Genomic DNA, 17,248 nt, shown 5'->3' on the forward strand with positions numbered 1-17,248 from the left:
CTCTCACCCCGGTCACATAGTTATCTATGCTCCCGGGGATTCGCTCCCTTGCCGTCGCGATGCAACTCGAAATCTATTAGGTATAATATTCACGATTTACCAAGATAAATCGTAACCATATAAATTATATGAAAAAAAATTAGCAACATCATTATTATTCCATTTTATAGGATTAAGATCTTAAACTAAAACTTTATATCCTGTTTTCAATGTGAATTATAGAGATAATAATTTCACCCATGAATTGGATAAATCATAATATCTCTTCTTTAAATTTATTCTTAAATCTCTAATCCATATAAATAAAACCATTAACACTTAAAAATAAAATGGATTTTTCATAGATTTTAATATTAATATATAGTTGCAATAGTGACATTTTAAAAAATTCCAGGCAGATATATACAATCATTAATTTTGAAATATATATCTGCCTTTATAATTTAATCAATAAGTGAAAGTTGTTGCCGTAAATAGGTACCTGAACCTAATAATCCTGGTTGTGGATGAGTAATCAAATAAACAGGAATCTGTTGTACTAACGGTTTAAAGCGCCCTTTATCTTCAAATCCATGAAGAAAGTTCGATTGCTTAAAGAAATCAAGAAACCGCGGCATTATACCACCAGCGATATACACACCACCAAAAGTCCCCATATTTAGCGCCAAATTTCCGCCAAATCGCCCCATAATTTCACAAAATAGTGTCAGAGCACGATAGCAATATTGGCAACTTTCATCCAACGCTCGTTGCGTCACTGTTTCTGGTTCTAAATCTTCTGGCTGACGATGATCCAAAATGGCAATAGCCTGATAAAGGTTTACCAACCCACTACCGGACAAGATTCTTTCTACCGAAACGTGCCCAAATTTACGCCGTAAAACAGCCAATATTGCATCTTGTTCTTCACTATTCGCTGCAAAATCCACATGGCCGCCTTCACCCGGTAAACTGACCCATTGCTTATCCACTTTGATCAAATGAGCGACACCAAGGCCAGTCCCTGCCCCATAAACCGCTATCGGCTTGTCTTTAACCGCTTCTCCTCCTCCTAATTGAACCTTGTATTCCTCTGTCAACATTGGAATAGCCATAGATACAGCTGTGAAGTCATTAATCACATCTAATTTTTCTAGCCCAAATGTCTGTTTCAGCTCACTAATAGAAAATGCCCATTGATGATTGGTCATTTCTACCCAATCACCATTTATCGGGCAAGCAATAGCGATACATGCATAAGCTACTGCTATTTTTTGCTCCGCTAAGTAGTAACTGATAATAGATTCTAATCCAGTGTGTTGTTTTGCACTATATGTTTCAATTCGATCAATAGCCCCATCTTCCAAATTGCAAAGTGCTAATCTGGCATTGGTGCCGCCAATATCAGCAACTAATCCATAGAGGTTCATTTTTATATCCTAATAATTAACTAGTACAACAATTAGGTAAAGCTTATCCCATCCGGCTTTATTGGTATAGATCGTTTAACAGTGAATGACTGGCAAGCAGTTAATTAATAGCATAAAGGCAAACCACACTATTCAAGGGTAAATGCAAAAAAACCAACCTCACCAGTTGGTTTTTTACATTTATATACTATGCAGCTAAGACTATGTAGTTAAGCAGCCTTATGACGTTTACTGGATTTTCTTTTTTCACTTCTCATTGCTTTGCTGTGAGCTTCGGCGAGTACCCGTTTTTTCTCACTATTAGCAAAACGATTTAAAACTTGCCTGATCAATGGCTGGTAGCCTAAGCCATTAAGGTCAGCTATCATTTTCAAGTCTTCTATCAGAGATCGATTTAACCTAATTGAAATGGGCTGTAACTCCAACACTTCGTTAATCAGATCTTCTGTTATATCATCAGATACTTTAACGTGAGACTCACTACAACCAAGCTCACCGTTCTCCCATGCTTCATCGGTGGAAGCTATCAGGTTATTTGCTCGCTTATCAGTTTGCCTGCTCATTTCTCTGTTCCTAGACCGTATTTTCGGTAAATTCTCAATTCATCTTCGTTAGGTGCATAGGCAGTCCTTATAGCAACCCCTTTTTCAGGATAATAGATAAAGACTATTTTTAACTTAACACCGTAATCAGTTTCAGATATAAACCATTTAGTGGGTGGCTCAGTTTTATTATCTTCCCTTGTATCCTCAAGAAAACGTCCAACCCGATTAGAAAAACACTGGAGTATATCCTCTTCATTAACAGGCGGCTTTTTGCCTGCTAATTTCAATCTGATGTTTGATGATATCAAGAACTTCATGTGCTTCGGTGTTTTCAACTCATGGTTAATCTGTATATACAGAATACACCGCTAAACAGATCTAAACAACTCAAAATGACTCATAAAATATCAATGGATTTTGTATCATTAATAGATAAGATATATTATTTGAGCGTAAAATTTGTATATACACATAATGATGAAGCTCATGCTCAAGGTATAGAATAAATTTGTAAGTCATGCTATAGAATTTATCGAAACTAGTATGTTTACCCGACGATAAAAGAATAAGGCGTAATATGAGTTTTTTTGACGAATTGAAAGCATCCCTCGAAGAAGCAGTTGAAATTAAACAAGGTAATAAAGCCGCAGCACGTGTGACCCGATACGAAGTTGCCGACGTTAAAGCTATCCGTGCTCAACTTAACATCTCACAGGCAGAGATGGCGGAGGCTTTAGGCACTAGCCTTGATACAATTAAAAGCTGGGAGCAAAAGCGTCGAAACCCGACAGGACTAGCGGCAAAGGTGTTAGCTATCATCCAAGAAAACCCTAATTTCTATAAGGCTCTGACGACTCATTGATTAGCCGATGTGCCGTACAAGTACTAAAGTTACTTACCACATCTTGGTTCTACCTGTTTCCAAGAGGCCATAGTTTGAATGTTCGCATTGCTCGTGACTTTTTTGCTGCGGGCCAGCGCTCACGCGCTGTTGTCTCGCTTCGCTCGGCTCGAACCTGCGACCAATTGATTAAAAGTCAACTGCTATACCGACTGAGCTAACGACCCATCTATAGGAGAATTACTCTAATCGTGTCTTTTGGCATGGTGGGTCGTGCAGGATGACTCGGCCTACGGCCTCGCCCTTCGGGCCAGCGCTCACGCGCTGTTGTCTCGCTTCGCTCGGCTCGAACCTGCGACCAATTGATTAAAAGTCAACTGCTCTACCGACTGAGCTAACGACCCATCTGTAGGAGAATTACTCTAATCGTGTCTTTTGGCATGGTGGGTCGTGCAGGATTCGAACCTGCGACCAATTGATTAAAAGTCAACTGCTCTACCGACTGAGCTAACGACCCATCTATAGGAGAATTACTCTAATCGTGTCTTTTGGCGTGGTGGGTCGTGCAGGATTCGAACCTGCGACCAATTGATTAAAAGTCAACTGCTCTACCGACTGAGCTAACGACCCACACCAAAGATACGTGATACCGCCTGAAACAATCTTAATGAAGTGGTGGGCGATACCAGATTCGAACTGATGACCCCCTCCTTGTAAGGGAGATGCTCTACCAACTGAGCTAATCGCCCACTTCATGATGATTATTACTGCTTCTATACCACTGAATTTATGATTGGTGGGCGATACCAGATTCGAACTGATGACCCCCTCCTTGTAAGGGAGATGCTCTACCAACTGAGCTAATCGCCCAATCATAAAATCATTTTTATCACAACGAGATGGTGGGCGATACCAGATTCGAACTGATGACCCCCTCCTTGTAAGGGAGATGCTCTACCAACTGAGCTAATCGCCCCGTCGTGATGGAGTCGCATTATAGGGATAGTTCAGAGTGAGTCAACGCTTTTTCTAGAGAAAAATATCGTTCGTCTCAAAATTAAACAAGGGAGAGATAATTATCATCACTATAGGGTACAGTTTAGACAAATACGCTGACTTTTCTCAATAACTTCCCGTTAACAGCATTGAGGAATTAAGGTGCAGTGATAAAATAACCCCCCACTTTTATTACTTTAAATCACCGATAACGTTCATTGAAAAGTGAAACGTAATTAAGGCAATCCCCGATGAGTAAAATCAAAACCCGTTTCGCACCAAGCCCAACTGGCTATCTCCATGTTGGCGGTGCTCGTACCGCACTTTATTCCTGGTTATATAGCCGCCATAACAAAGGCGAATTTGTATTGCGTATCGAAGATACTGACCTTGAACGCTCAACTCAGGAAGCTATCAATGCCATTATGGACGGTATGAGCTGGTTAAATCTGAATTGGGATGAAGGCCCTTATTATCAGACGAAACGTTTTGATCGTTATAACCAGGCAATTGATCAAATGCTAGAACAAGGGAGTGCCTATCACTGCTATTGTTCTAAAGAACGTCTGGAAGAGTTGCGGGAAACTCAAATGGCAAATGGCGAGAAACCGCGTTATGACGGCCGTTGCCGTGATAATCTATGTCAACATAACCCCGCTCAACCCCATGTCGTCCGGTTCCGCAATCCACAAGAAGGTTCTGTTGTTTTTAATGATCGTATCCGGGGCCCAATTGAATTCAGTAATCAGGAACTTGATGATCTGATTATCCGTCGTACCGATGGCTCACCAACGTATAATTTCTGTGTTGTTATCGATGACTGGGATATGGAGATCACCCATGTCATCCGCGGTGAAGACCATATCAATAATACACCTCGCCAAATTAATATTCTGACAGCACTAGGCGCTCCCGTGCCAGAATATGCACACGTTTCGATGATCCTAGGTGATGACGGTAAAAAATTGTCCAAACGTCACGGTGCAGTGAGTGTTATGCAATACCGTGATGATGGCTACCTGCCAGAAGCACTGCTGAATTATCTGGTTCGTTTGGGTTGGTCGCACGGTGATCAAGAAATTTTCAGCATTGAAGAAATGACAGAGCTGTTCAGCCTGGATGCTATCAATAAATCCGCCAGCGCATTCAATACAGAAAAACTGCAATGGCTGAACCATCACTATATTAATACCCTGCCTCCAGAGAAAGTTGCCGTTCATCTAGCATGGCATATTGAGCAACAAGGTATTGATACCCGTAATGGTCCACAGTTGGTTGATCTGATTAAATTATTGGGCGAACGTTGTAAGACTCTGAAAGAGATGGCAGAATCCTGCCGCTACTTTTATGAAGATTTTGCTGCATTTGATGCCGATGCAGCAAAGAAACATTTACGCCCAGTTGCCCGTCAACCTCTTGAAGTTGTCCATGCAAAGCTAGCTTCAATTACTGATTGGACACCAGAAAATGTTCATCATGCCATTCAATCCACCGCTGATGAGCTGGAAGTCGGCATGGGTAAAGTTGGTATGCCATTGCGTGTTGCTGCTACCGGTGCAGGTCAATCCCCTGGTGTGGATGTCACTATTCACGCTATCGGGCAAGCCCGTACTCTATCCCGTATCAATCAAGCGCTGGAATTCATTACTCAACGTGAAATTTAATCCTAATTAATGTACCCAAGGCATCACTTATCACAGGTGATGCCTTTTTGTTATCAATTCAACCCATTGCTCAACCTCTATTTTTGTTAACTCATCATAAAATTGATGGCTTTTTCAACGCTTGTTGCGAGAATGATAAGTTAGCCGTTGACAGTATTTGCAGGGTTTCATATTATGCGCCCCGTTCCATTGATTTTGATTGGGGCTATAGCTCAGCTGGGAGAGCGCTTGCATGGCATGCAAGAGGTCAGCGGTTCGATCCCACTTAGCTCCACCAAAGCCTTTATATTGAAACAAGGTATTTGGTACTAAAATTAGGAAATACCACACTCGTGGGGCTATAGCTCAGCTGGGAGAGCGCCTGCCTTGCACGCAGGAGGTCAGCGGTTCGATCCCGCTTAGCTCCACCAAAATTATCAGGCCCTGAAAGCCATGCTTTCAGGGCCTTTTGGTTATTACCATATCTAACCACTCTCATCGTTTAAAAAACAAATGCCAACCCTGGCTAACCTTTTTTCAATGGTTTCACCAACGAATCTAGTCCCTCTAGTTTTATTGCTAAAGTCATCTCCATCAACGCACCCAATTTACCTTGTGGAAATTCACCCTTACGAGCGAACCACAATAAATACTCTTCCGGTAAGTCAATGAGCATACGCCCTTTGTATTTACCGAACGGCATTGCAGTATTAGCTATTTCTATCAGGTTTTCTTTTTCCATCATTTGCACGTCTATAAGGAGAAATATGTGAAAAGGAAACTGCACCATCCATGATGCAATATTCCACGATAAAACGTTATCTTTTACAGTACCAAACCTGCAATAGCCGCAGACAAGAAACTGACAAGCGTTGAACCAAACAGGAGTTTCAAACCAAAGCGCGAAACAACATTACCCTGTTTCTCATTCAAGCCTTTAATCGCACCTGCCACAATCCCAATGGAAGAGAAGTTTGCAAAAGAAACCAAGAATACCGACAAAATACCCTGTGAACGAGGAGAAAGTTCTGTCGCAATTGATTGTAAGCTGTGCATTGCCACAAATTCGTTAGCAACCAATTTGGTTGCCATGATGCTGCCAACCCGTAATGCTTCATCTGTGGGGACCCCAATCACCCAAGCAAATGGATAAAACACGTAGCCGAGCATTTCCTGGAAGCTCTTCTCAAACACCATGCTGAACAACGCATTAATAGCCGCAATTAGAGCAATGAAACCAATCAACATAGCAGCGACAATAAGCGCCACTTTGAAACCCGCCAAAATATATTCACCTAGCATTTCGAAAAAACTTTGGCCTTCGTGAAGATTGTTCATCTGAATATCTTCTTCACTGTCAACAGCATACGGATTAATCAATGATAGGATGATAAAAGTACTGAACATATTAAGCACCAATGCTGCTACAACATATTTAGGCGCTAAAATTGTCATGTAAGCACCAACGATTGACATAGAAACCGTTGACATTGCCGTTGCCGCCATCGTGTACATACGACGCTCAGACATTTTTCCCAGTACATCTTTATAAGCAATAAAGTTTTCAGACTGCCCAAGTATCAGAGAACTGACTGCGTTAAATGATTCCAGTTTACCCATGCCGTTGACTTTAGACAGCAGAGTACCAATAACGCGGATGATGATTGGCAATAGTTTGATATGCTGCAAAATACCAATCAGCGCAGAGATAAAGATAATCGGGCACAATACATTCAGAAAGAAGAATGCCAGTTTCGCATCCATCATGCCGCCAAAAATGAATTCAGTCCCTTCACCCGCATATTTCAGTAAATGCTCAAACAAACCAGCAAATCCCATGACAAATTCCTGACCAATACCAGAATTCAGGAAAAACCAAGCCAATATAAGTTCAATAACAAGCAATTGAATAACATAGCGAGGACGAATACTTTTACGGTCACTACTTGCCAAAATAGCAAGGCCGCCAATGACAATCAAAGCTAAAAAGAAATGCAGGATCTGAGACATATCACACTCCAAACACGATAGAAAGCGAACTCTTATAAATGCATTCTATGTAATAAAAGGCGATCAAATGAGGATAAGTATCACATTAAACTGAAATAATTCTTACTGTAAACCTTTACTTAATGGGCCTGATCACATTTTTAGCTGAATCGTATAAAATAAGCTTTATAAATACCTTCATAGCGTATGACTGATTATTGAGAAAAACTCTCAATAATCAGTATGTAAACAAAAAGTTATTCACCCAATAAACGGATCATTTCTTCTTCATCAATAACCGGAATATTCAACTCATTAGCTTTAGCTAACTTTGAACCGGCGGCTTCACCCGCAATCACCAAATCTGTTTTCTTAGAAACGCTGCCCGTCACTTTTGCCCCAAATGCAATAAGTTTAGCTTTGGCTTCATCCCTGGATAACTGATGCAATGAACCTGTCAATACAACTGTTTTACCCGAAAATGGGCTGTCAATCTTCTCAGTTCTCGTTACGATGACCGGTTCCCAGTTGATACCGATATTATCAATCAGATCGTCAATGACTGTTTGGTTATGAGGTTCACTGAAGAAGTTAACGACATGTTTTGCCACCACTTCGCCAACATCCTGAACCTCTTTCAATGCTTCCTCATCAGCGGAACGTAATTTACCCAGTTCGCCAAAATGAGCAGCCAAATTAGCAGCGGTCGCTTCCCCAACTTCACGGATACCCAACGCATAAAGGAAACGGGCAAAGGTGGTTTTTTTCGCTTTTTCCAACGCATCCACCACATTCTGGGCAGATTTCGGCCCCATGCGATCAAGCCCAGTCAACTTGCCTGCCGTCAGTCTGAAAAGATCTGCTGGGGTTTCGACATACTCTTTATCCACCAACTGATCGATAATCTTTTCTCCCATGCCGTCAACATCCATCGCTCGACGGGAAACAAAATGTCTAAGTGCTTCTTTACGCTGAGCACCACACACCAATCCCCCCGTACAACGCGCGACAGCTTCCCCTTCAATCCTTTCAATATCTGCTCCACATACCGGACAATGTTCAGGGAAAACCACTTCATTACTGTCCTGCGGCCTTCTGTCTTCCAAAACACCGACAACTTGTGGAATCACATCACCAGCACGGCGGATAATAACCGTATCGCCAATCCGCAAACCTAAACGTTCAATCTCATCCGCATTGTGCAATGTTGCATTACTGACAATTACACCAGAGACCTGCACTGGCTCCAGACGTGCTACCGGTGTGATGGCGCCAGTACGACCAACCTGAAACTCAACATCACGAACAATCGTCATTTGCTCCTGAGCAGGAAATTTGAATGCCGTGGCCCAGCGTGGCGCACGGGCAACAAAGCCTAATGTTTCCTGCAATTCCAGCGAATTGACTTTAACAACAACACCATCGATATCAAACCCCAATGCGGAACGCTGGTTTACAATATCATGATAAAAATCAATAACCTGTTGACTATTGGTACAAACTTTAACTTTATCGCTGACCGGCAATCCCCATTTCTTAAACTGTATCAATCGCTCGTAGTGACTGGCCGGTAACTCTCCCCCTTCCAATACACCAACACCATAACAGAAGAAAGCCAATGGACGTTTAGCCGTAATACGGGGATCGAGCTGACGCAGAGAGCCAGCCGCCGCATTACGTGGGTTAGCAAATACTTTTGCACCCGTGCGGCGAGCTTCCTCGTTCAGCTTCTCAAACCCTTTTTGCGGCATGAAAACTTCACCGCGAATTTCAATACGAGCTGGAATATTTTCGCCGAATAGACGCAGTGGAATTGCACAGATAGTCCGTATATTGGATGTAATATTTTCCCCTGTTGTACCATCACCACGAGTTGCAGCCCGTACCAACTCACCATTTTCATACAACAGGCTGACAGCCAAACCATCTAGTTTCAGCTCACAGCACACAGCTAAATCCAGGGTCTCTTTCAAGCGGTCACGCACCCGCTTATCAAACGCCAGGTAACTCTCTTCATCAAATACGTTATCCAGTGACAACATAGGAATTTCATGGCGGACTTGTTCAAAAGCCGTCAGAGGAGCCGCTCCAACCCGCTGCGTTGGTGAATCCGATGTAATCAACTCAGGGTATTGTTCTTCAAGATCCTTCAATTCCTGCATTAACCGATCATATTCTGCATCAGGGATCTCTGGTGCATCCATGACGTGATACAGATATTCATGATGACGCAGTGCTGTTCTGAGCTTTTCTATTTGTTGAGCAGTTGATTTCATGATTTATAACCAGCGATAAAAAGCCCCCGACTGGCGGGGGCTTGAACATTCGATAAATTGATTATACCTGAACACCAAGTGTGCTGCGAATACGTGCCTTATACAATTCAATTTTTTGCGGTGTCAGCATTTTTCGCTCATCATCAAGCACCACACCCCCAACATCAGAAGCAATACGCTGGGCCGCCTGCAACATCAATTTAAAATTCTGACTAGATTCTCCGTAAGAAGGGACCACCATAAACATAGAAACCCCTGGAGTCGTAAAATCAGCCATTATTTCAGGATTAAATGAGCCCGGTTTCACCATATTTGCCAGGCTAAACAGTACCGGGCCACTACCTGATGGGTTCACGTGGCGGTGAAAAATCTGCATTTCCCCAAACTGGAAGCCAGATTGTAGAATACTTTGCAGCAAAGGTTCACCATTCAGCTCCTGTCCGTGGTGCGCTGCTACGTGAAGAACCAAAACAATTTCTTTCGCTTTAGTCTGAGCTTCTTTTTCGCCAACCGCCTCCTGAGATTTTCCTTCAATCACAGATTGGTTTCTTTCAGACTCATTCTGCTCTTCAAATTCAAACAGACCGAGTTGGGGTTCCTGCTCTTCTTCGACGGCTTTTCTCGCTGTCGTCTCAGGCTGATGACCCGTCAGCAACGGATCATCGCTTTCTTCAGGCATTACAGCATCAATTCCAGTCAACTTTTGCTGACGACGCTCAATAGCTGACTCAGCTTTATACTCCTGATGAGATTTTACCTGCTTATGGGCATAAGGCTTTTGCTGATTGTCGGACGCTTCATCATCACTGTCATCGACGAAACTATTCTGACGATCATGTTTATGACGTTTAACTGGGCGATCACGAAAAAGCGAAGAACGCTCTTTACGGCTGGTCCACAACCCATGTAGCAGCAAAGCTATTATTGCTATCGCACCAACAATGATTAATATCAGACGCAAATCCTGCATCATTGCTATCTCTGTTGTTTAATTAAGTATGCCACCACGGCGGAATATTTTCTGTATTAACTGTATTTGTCAAATAACACAAGTGCAAGCTTATACACACTTTTCTTATCAGAAAAATGCCTAACAAGCTTCTTTTGCATTTTTTTTATACAGAACAATACTAGTCAGTCGAAAATCCTGCCTATATGATAGCGTTTCAATCACACAGGAGAGAATAGGAAGTATGCTGAATTTGACAAAATCGCCAAAAAATTTGAGCGGCTTTCAGTATTTGGTGCAAGGTTGCAAATTAATGACTCGCCCAGGCATTAAAAGATTTGTCTTATTGCCTTTGTTGGCAAATATTTTGTTTCTCGGTGGTTCATTTTGGTGGCTCTACCAGAAACTGGAGAATTGGATCCCTTGGATAGTGAACAAAGTACCGGATTGGATGCAATGGCTCAGTTATATTTTATGGCCTCTGACCGTGATCTCTGTTTTGCTGATTTTTACTTACTTCTTCAGCACAATAGTGAATTTTATCGCAGCACCATTCAATGGTCTACTAGCGGAGAAACTGGAAGCGGATTTAACAGGAATCCCCGCACCGGATACCGGCGTTATCGCACTCTTCAAAGATGTTCCACGTATCCTGAAACGGGAATTAGTCAAGCTGTGCTACTATATTCCGCGCGCTCTGGTCTTATTGCTGCTCTATTTTATTCCTGTTATCGGACAGACTGTTGCACCTGTGCTCTGGTTTATTTTCAGTGCCTGGATGCTATCGATTCAATATTGTGATTACCCTTTTGATAACCACAAAGTCAGTTTTCCAACAATGCGTAGTGCCCTTCGCCAAAACAAAATAATTAATCTGCAATTTGGCGCAACAGTGAGTATTTTAACAATGATACCCATTGTCAATTTGGTGATTATGCCTATTGCCGTATGCGCAGCAACGGCAATGTGGGTCGATCACTATCGAGATCAACACGCTCCTCGTATTATGCCGTGATATTCATTTAAGTTATTCTTTTAGACAATAAAAATATATTTAAGTTATATTTCCATTAACCGGTTGTTGGCGTATTGTTGACCGGATATCACTAAAGGGAGTTGAAAGACGAGTATGAGTAAAATTTACGAAGATAATTCTTTGACTATTGGTCGTACCCCGTTAATTCGCCTAAAACACTTTGGCAATGGGCGTATTCTGGCAAAAGTAGAATCCCGTAACCCAAGTTTTAGTGTAAAATGTCGCATTGGTTCCAACATGATTTGGGATGCTGAAAAACGCGGTATCCTACAATCAGGGAAAGAGTTGGTAGAACCTACCAGCGGTAATACCGGGATAGCCCTTGCTTATGTTGCCGCCGCTCGGGGCTACAAATTAACGCTGACTATGCCAGAAACCATGAGTATTGAGCGCCGCAAGCTATTGAAAGCATTGGGAGCACAACTGGTACTAACGGAAGGCGCTAAAGGTATGAAGGGGGCCATTGAGAAAGCTAACGAGATTAAAGCTAGCGATCCCGATCGTTATATTATCCTGCAACAGTTCAGCAATCCGGCAAACCCAGAAATCCATGAAAAAACCACAGGCCCGGAAATCTGGGAAGACACTGACGGTGAAGTGGATGTATTTGTTGCCGGTGTAGGGACTGGCGGTACATTAACAGGCGTTGCTCGTTACCTGAAAAACACCAAAGGTAAAAATATTACTGCGGTTGCTGTAGAACCTGAAGACTCGCCAGTTATCAGTCAGACTCTGGCCGGTGAAGAAGTGAAACCGGGCCCCCATAAGATCCAAGGTATTGGTGCGGGTTTTATTCCAGATAACCTTGATTTGAAATTGGTTGATCGCGTTTTCAAAATTAGCAACGAGGAAGCGATTAAAACCGCACGTGAAATTATGGTAAAAGAGGGCATTCTGGCAGGTATCTCCTCTGGCGCCACCATTGCAGCAGCGGTGAAACTTTCTCAAGAGCCAGAATATAAAGATAAAAATATCGTCGTTATTCTGGCTTCATCAGGTGAACGCTATCTAAGCAGTGTATTGTTTACTGACTTGTCTGATGAATAAAAGTTTTTAAGTAAGTTACTTAGATTTATTGATAAAAAAGCACCTAAATGGTGCTTTTTCTGTGTGGTAGATCAAATTTTTACACTTTGCCAGATGATTTCTTACAATGGGTCTAGTATTTAACCAATAATAATTATTTCGATGCTCGAAATTAATTAGCAGGAGTAGTAGTTTCAGTTAAGTAGTTCCGCGATCTATCTTTACTTCAAACTATCAATCAGAAGCATCGGAAAGAACAATTTTTTTGATAATGAATAAAAATTTTTATTACATTATCAACCTGAGAGTCTATCTCAGTAGACGTCGTTAGTGCTGTTCATTCTTACCAGTAAAAGTGATACAGGCAGCACAACACATGACCCGGAACTTACGGGTCGTACTAAAGAGCGTTCAAGAGCTATTCGCTTTTACCAGAACATTACTCAGTTCTCTCTTTAGATAAATAAAATCGTCTTAAATGGGATAGGCAGTGAATAAACACTCAAGTTAAAATTTGTCCATTACAGATTCTTAACTTACATAGCAAAAATCTAAGTTATTGAGGAAACGTTATGTTCCAGCAAGAAGTCACCATTACTGCGCCAAATGGCCTACACACCCGTCCCGCTGCACAGTTTGTTAAAGAAGCCAAAAGTTTCTCCTCCGACATCACACTGACTTCCGGTGGTAAAACTGCCAGTGCCAAAAGCCTATTTAAGCTACAAACTTTGGGACTCACTCAAGGCACTGTAGTGACCATTTCTGCTGAAGGTGAAGATGAGCAAAAAGCAATCGAGCATCTGGTTAAATTGATGGCAGAACTGGAATAACTTTCCATTAACCGCAAAGCCAGTCAAGATTCAGAGATTGTGAATATGCCCTATGGATTTCAAGATGCATCAAGACGGCAAGGAAGCGAATCCCCGGAAGCATAGCTAACTATGTGACCGGGGTGAGCGAGTGCAGCCAACAAAGAGGCAACTTGAAAGATAACGGGTATAAACAGGTATTCACTTAGCCGTTCCTCATCCCCGGATAAACTTTTATCTGGGGATATCAGTTTAAATGCATGTCCTAAAACAGCAAACCATCTGTGGGCTGGCTCTTTAAATAATAATTATTAGTAGTTAGGTAACATCATGATTTCAGGCATATTAGTATCACCAGGCATTGCTTTCGGTAAAGCACTATTACTGAAAGAAGACTCAATCATTATCAATCAGAAAAAAATCAGCCAAGAGCAAGTCGAACAAGAAATTTCCCATTTCAAGCAAGGTCGTGAAAAAGCCTCATCTCAGCTAGAAATCATCAAGAACATAGCAGCAAAAAACCTCGGAGAAGAAAAAGCTGAAATCTTCGAAGGGCATATCATGCTATTGGAAGATGAAGAACTTGAGCAAGAAATTATTGCGTTAATCAAAAACGATTTCAAAACCTCAGATGCCGCGGTTTATTCTGTTATTGAAACCCAGGCCAAAGCCCTTGAAGAATTAGATGATGAATACCTGAAAGAACGTGCCACAGACGTGCGTGATATCGGTAAACGCTTGCTGAAAAACATTCTGGGTATGCCCATTGTTGATCTTGGCTCAATTTCAGAGGAAGTCATTCTGGTTGCCAACGACCTGACCCCATCTGAAACCGCACAACTCAATCTGGAAAAAGTACTCGGCTTTATTACCGATTTAGGGGGCCGAACTTCCCACACGTCAATCATGGCCCGCTCTCTTGAACTACCAGCGATCGTGGGTACCACCCAGGCGACGACGACAATCCAGAATGGTGATTACCTAATCCTGGACGCGGTAAATAACCATATTTACATCAACCCGTCTGATTCAGAAATTGAACAGCTAAAAAAGACCAAAAACGAATATCTGTCAGAAAAAGCTGAACTTGCAAAGTTGAAAGATCTCCCGGCAATGACTCTTGATGGTCATCAGGTCGAAGTCTGTGCCAATATCGGTACCATCCGTGATGTGATCAGCGCTGAACTCAATGGCGCCGAAGGTGTCGGTTTATACCGTACAGAATTTCTGTTTATGGATCGTGATGCGCTGCCAACAGAAGAAGAACAATTCCAAGCTTATAAAGCTGTTGCCGAAGCAATGGGTAGCCAAGCGGTTATTATACGTACGATGGATATCGGTGGTGATAAAAATCTGCCCTATATGAATCTACCGAAAGAAGAGAACCCATTCCTTGGTTGGCGTGCAATTCGTATTTGCCTTGATCGAAAAGAGATCTTACATTCTCAGTTACGTGCTATCTTACGTGCATCTGCTTTCGGTAAATTACGTATTATGTTTCCAATGATTATTTCTGTAGAAGAAGTACAGGAACTGAAAGTAGAACTTGAATTGCTGAAAGGCCAGCTTCGCGAAGAAGGTAAAAAATTCGATGAAGCAATCGAAATGGGTGTGATGATAGAAACACCCGCTTCAGCAGTTATTGCTCATCACCTGGCAAAAGAAGTTGACTTTTTCAGTATTGGGACAAACGATCTAACTCAGTATACTCTTGCTGTAGACCGTGGTAACGAGTTGATTTCTCATCTTTATAACCCGATGCTACCAGCAGTATTGAGCCTGATTAAGCAAACCATCGATGCTTCACACGCTGAAGGTAAATGGACGGGGATGTGTGGCGAGCTTGCAGGTGATGAACGTGCTACCTTGTTGCTATTAGGCATGGGGCTGGATGAGTTTAGTATGAGTGCGATTTCTATTCCCCGCATCAAGAAAATCATTCGTAATACTCGTTACGAAGATGCAAAAGCGCTAGCTGAGCAAGCACTTTCTCAGTCTACCGCTAAAGGGTTGATAGAATTGGTTGATACCTTCATCAAAGAAAAAACACTTTGCTAACAATATCGGTTAAAACGCGGTCCAGTATAAACAATTAGGAGAAGATTCATGGGTCTGTTTGATAAACTGAAATCTCTAGTTTCAGATGATAAAAAAAACAGCGGCACTATTGAGATTATCGCACCTTTATCTGGTGAGATTGTCAATATTGAAGATGTTCCAGATGTTGTCTTCGCCGAGAAAATTGTCGGCGACGGTATCGCTATAAAACCCGCCGGCAACAAGATAGTTGCACCAGTTGATGGAACAATCGGTAAAATATTTGAAACCAACCATGCATTTTCTATCGAATCGGACAGCGGTATTGAGCTATTTGTCCATTTTGGTATTGATACGGTTGAGCTTAAAGGCGAAGGCTTTAAACGTATTGCTGAAGAAGGTCAGCGTGTACAAAAAGGTGATTTAGTTTTGGAATTCGATCTTAAATTCCTTGAAGAGAGAGCAAAATCGACCCTGACACCTGTTGTTATTTCCAACATGGATGAGATTAAAGAGTTATCCAAGTTGAGTGGTTCTGTCACTGTGGGTGAAACACCCATTATGCGTATTAAAAAGTAGCAATACTTTAACTGTCACAATACCATTTTCATATTAAAAAACGGCCGACAATCACGGCTGTTTTTTTATCCCTTATCTTCAATTTACATCGTTTTCTATTTAGGAATTGGCAAGTGTGAGCAGAGCTTACCGCTTCTTGTACTCTACTCACGCTGAATGCATAACCAGATTAATTAAATACTCCAGTAGAAAGGTATCTATCACCACGGTCGCAGATAATGGCAACAATGACAGCCCCTGGATTTTGTGCCGCAACACTTAATGCTCCGGCAACAGCTCCGCCGGAACTAACCCCACAGAAAATCCCTTCTTTCTGAGCTAATAAACGCATGGTATCTTCTGCTTCTTTCTGAGTGATATCCAACACTTGATCAACTAACTCCTTGCGGAAAATGCCGGGCAAATAAGCCGGCGACCAACGGCGAATACCTGGAATATGGCTGTTTTCAGCGGGTTGTAGGCCAATAACCTGCACATTGTTAGATTGGCTTTTTAAATAGCGGCTAACACCGGTAATGGTTCCCGTCGTTCCCATACTGGAAACAAAATGCGTAATACGCCCTTGCGTCTGCTGCCAAATTTCCGGCCCTGTGGTCGTAAAATGCGCTAAAGGATTATCCGGGTTATTGAATTGATCAAGTACTTTACCTCCACCATTACGCTCCATTTGCTGAGCTAAATCACGTGCACCTTCCATGCCCACGGCTTTACTCACCAAAATCAGTTCTGCGCCATAAGCTCGCATAGAAGCCTGACGCTCAAGGCTCATATTATCAGGCATCAGTAATTTAAGATGATAACCTTTTACTGCGGCAATCATTGCCAACGCAATACCCGTATTTCCGCTAGTGGCTTCAATTAATACGTCACCGGGAGAAATTTCACCCCGCAATTCAGCTTGCTGAATCATTGATAGCGCTGTTCTGTCTTTTATCGAGCCTGCCGGATTATTACCTTCAAGCTTCACCCATATTTCCACCCCCAGCTTATCGGTGATTTGTTGTAATTTTACTAGCGGGGTGTTACCTATAAAATGTTCCAAGCTTGCCACAGCTATTACCCAAATTTTATTTAATAGAAATGCGAAATAACCATATTCAGAAATATATCGCA

The 17,248-nt window shown here is 42.1% G+C and carries 15 protein-coding genes, 8 tRNA genes and 1 other RNA gene; 9 read left to right on the forward strand and 15 right to left on the reverse strand.

What is annotated here, in order from left to right; translation table 11 throughout:
* Positions 1 to 443 precede the first annotated feature (443 nt).
* From glk to KZ793_RS21900, 3 genes are all read right to left on the reverse strand, one after another.
* Positions 444 to 1,409, reverse strand: coding sequence for a glucokinase (glk, locus tag KZ793_RS21890; protein WP_225817204.1), 966 nt, complete (start codon positions 1,407 to 1,409; stop codon positions 444 to 446).
* A 209-nt stretch (positions 1,410 to 1,618) separates the two neighbouring features.
* Positions 1,619 to 1,972, reverse strand: coding sequence for a hypothetical protein (locus KZ793_RS21895; RefSeq protein ID WP_139656378.1), 354 nt, complete (start codon positions 1,970 to 1,972; stop codon positions 1,619 to 1,621).
* Positions 1,969 to 2,271, reverse strand: coding sequence for a hypothetical protein (locus KZ793_RS21900; RefSeq protein ID WP_225817205.1), 303 nt, complete (start codon positions 2,269 to 2,271; stop codon positions 1,969 to 1,971). The genes KZ793_RS21895 and KZ793_RS21900 overlap by 4 nt, the downstream gene beginning before the upstream one ends.
* A gap of 260 nt (positions 2,272 to 2,531) precedes the next feature.
* Between KZ793_RS21900 and nadS the strand changes: the two genes are divergently transcribed.
* Positions 2,532 to 2,816 (forward strand): NadS family protein, encoded by a 285-nt coding sequence (gene nadS / locus KZ793_RS21905; RefSeq protein WP_225817206.1) that lies wholly within the window; start codon positions 2,532 to 2,534, stop codon positions 2,814 to 2,816.
* A 70-nt stretch (positions 2,817 to 2,886) separates the two neighbouring features.
* Here nadS and KZ793_RS21910 read toward each other — a convergent pair.
* The 7 genes from KZ793_RS21910 to KZ793_RS21940 all read right to left on the reverse strand — a co-directional run bounded on the left by KZ793_RS21910 (position 2,887) and on the right by KZ793_RS21940 (position 3,771).
* Positions 2,887 to 3,011, reverse strand: a non-coding RNA gene (locus KZ793_RS21910) — RtT sRNA.
* Positions 3,012 to 3,059: 48 nt separating this feature from the next.
* Positions 3,060 to 3,199: transfer RNA gene (locus KZ793_RS21915), tRNA-Lys, on the reverse strand.
* A gap of 37 nt (positions 3,200 to 3,236) precedes the next feature.
* Positions 3,237 to 3,312 (reverse strand) — tRNA-Lys (locus tag KZ793_RS21920).
* Between the two features lie 37 nt (positions 3,313 to 3,349).
* Positions 3,350 to 3,425: transfer RNA gene (locus KZ793_RS21925), tRNA-Lys, on the reverse strand.
* Between the two features lie 43 nt (positions 3,426 to 3,468).
* A tRNA-Val gene (locus tag KZ793_RS21930) sits at positions 3,469 to 3,544 on the reverse strand.
* 45 nt (positions 3,545 to 3,589) lie between these two features.
* Positions 3,590 to 3,665: transfer RNA gene (locus KZ793_RS21935), tRNA-Val, on the reverse strand.
* 30 nt (positions 3,666 to 3,695) lie between these two features.
* A tRNA-Val gene (locus tag KZ793_RS21940) sits at positions 3,696 to 3,771 on the reverse strand.
* A gap of 271 nt (positions 3,772 to 4,042) precedes the next feature.
* Here KZ793_RS21940 and gltX point away from each other — a divergent pair.
* The 3 genes from gltX to KZ793_RS21955 all read left to right on the forward strand — a co-directional run bounded on the left by gltX (position 4,043) and on the right by KZ793_RS21955 (position 5,865).
* Positions 4,043 to 5,455: a glutamate--tRNA ligase gene (gltX, locus tag KZ793_RS21945; protein WP_225817207.1), complete on the forward strand. Its 1,413-nt coding sequence runs from the start codon at positions 4,043 to 4,045 to the stop codon at positions 5,453 to 5,455.
* 201 nt (positions 5,456 to 5,656) lie between these two features.
* Positions 5,657 to 5,732 (forward strand) — tRNA-Ala (locus KZ793_RS21950).
* 57 nt (positions 5,733 to 5,789) lie between these two features.
* Positions 5,790 to 5,865: transfer RNA gene (locus KZ793_RS21955), tRNA-Ala, on the forward strand.
* Between the two features lie 95 nt (positions 5,866 to 5,960).
* Here KZ793_RS21955 and KZ793_RS21960 read toward each other — a convergent pair.
* The 4 genes from KZ793_RS21960 to zipA form a co-directional block, all read right to left on the reverse strand.
* Positions 5,961 to 6,176, reverse strand: a complete 216-nt coding sequence (locus KZ793_RS21960; RefSeq protein WP_011145708.1) for a DUF3820 family protein — start codon at positions 6,174 to 6,176, stop codon at positions 5,961 to 5,963.
* Between the two features lie 83 nt (positions 6,177 to 6,259).
* Positions 6,260 to 7,444, reverse strand: coding sequence for a NupC/NupG family nucleoside CNT transporter (locus KZ793_RS21965; RefSeq protein WP_225817208.1), 1,185 nt, complete (start codon positions 7,442 to 7,444; stop codon positions 6,260 to 6,262).
* A gap of 236 nt (positions 7,445 to 7,680) precedes the next feature.
* Positions 7,681 to 9,699 (reverse strand): NAD-dependent DNA ligase LigA, encoded by a 2,019-nt coding sequence (gene ligA, locus KZ793_RS21970; RefSeq protein ID WP_225817209.1) that lies wholly within the window; start codon positions 9,697 to 9,699, stop codon positions 7,681 to 7,683.
* 61 nt (positions 9,700 to 9,760) lie between these two features.
* A complete protein-coding gene (gene zipA, locus KZ793_RS21975; RefSeq protein ID WP_225817210.1) occupies positions 9,761 to 10,672 on the reverse strand; it encodes a cell division protein ZipA in 912 nt (303 codons plus the stop codon).
* Between the two features lie 220 nt (positions 10,673 to 10,892).
* On the opposite strand from zipA, the gene cysZ reads away from it, so the two are divergent.
* The 5 genes from cysZ (at position 10,893) to crr (ending at position 16,135) form a co-directional block, all read left to right on the forward strand.
* The gene (gene cysZ / locus KZ793_RS21980) at positions 10,893 to 11,663 is read left to right on the forward strand and encodes a sulfate transporter CysZ (RefSeq protein WP_225817211.1); all 771 of its coding nucleotides are present in this window, start codon (positions 10,893 to 10,895) and stop codon (positions 11,661 to 11,663) included.
* 114 nt (positions 11,664 to 11,777) lie between these two features.
* Positions 11,778 to 12,731, forward strand: a complete 954-nt coding sequence (gene cysK, locus KZ793_RS21985) for a cysteine synthase A (RefSeq protein ID WP_225817212.1) — start codon at positions 11,778 to 11,780, stop codon at positions 12,729 to 12,731.
* Positions 12,732 to 13,282: 551 nt separating this feature from the next.
* On the forward strand, positions 13,283 to 13,540 hold the full coding sequence (gene ptsH / locus KZ793_RS21990; RefSeq protein ID WP_021323875.1) for a phosphocarrier protein Hpr: 258 nt from the start codon (positions 13,283 to 13,285) through the stop codon (positions 13,538 to 13,540).
* Positions 13,541 to 13,849: 309 nt separating this feature from the next.
* Positions 13,850 to 15,577: a phosphoenolpyruvate-protein phosphotransferase PtsI gene (gene ptsI / locus KZ793_RS21995; protein ID WP_225817213.1), complete on the forward strand. Its 1,728-nt coding sequence runs from the start codon at positions 13,850 to 13,852 to the stop codon at positions 15,575 to 15,577.
* A 48-nt stretch (positions 15,578 to 15,625) separates the two neighbouring features.
* On the forward strand, positions 15,626 to 16,135 hold the full coding sequence (crr, locus tag KZ793_RS22000; protein ID WP_011145700.1) for a PTS glucose transporter subunit IIA: 510 nt from the start codon (positions 15,626 to 15,628) through the stop codon (positions 16,133 to 16,135).
* A gap of 169 nt (positions 16,136 to 16,304) precedes the next feature.
* On the opposite strand, the gene cysM is transcribed toward crr, so the two are convergent.
* A complete protein-coding gene (cysM, locus tag KZ793_RS22005) occupies positions 16,305 to 17,186 on the reverse strand; it encodes a cysteine synthase CysM (protein ID WP_225817214.1) in 882 nt (293 codons plus the stop codon).
* Between the last annotated feature and the right edge of the window lie 62 nt (positions 17,187 to 17,248).

The sequence above is a fragment of the Photorhabdus antumapuensis genome, assembly GCF_020387775.1.
Classification (GTDB): Bacteria; Pseudomonadota; Gammaproteobacteria; order Enterobacterales; family Enterobacteriaceae; genus Photorhabdus; species Photorhabdus antumapuensis.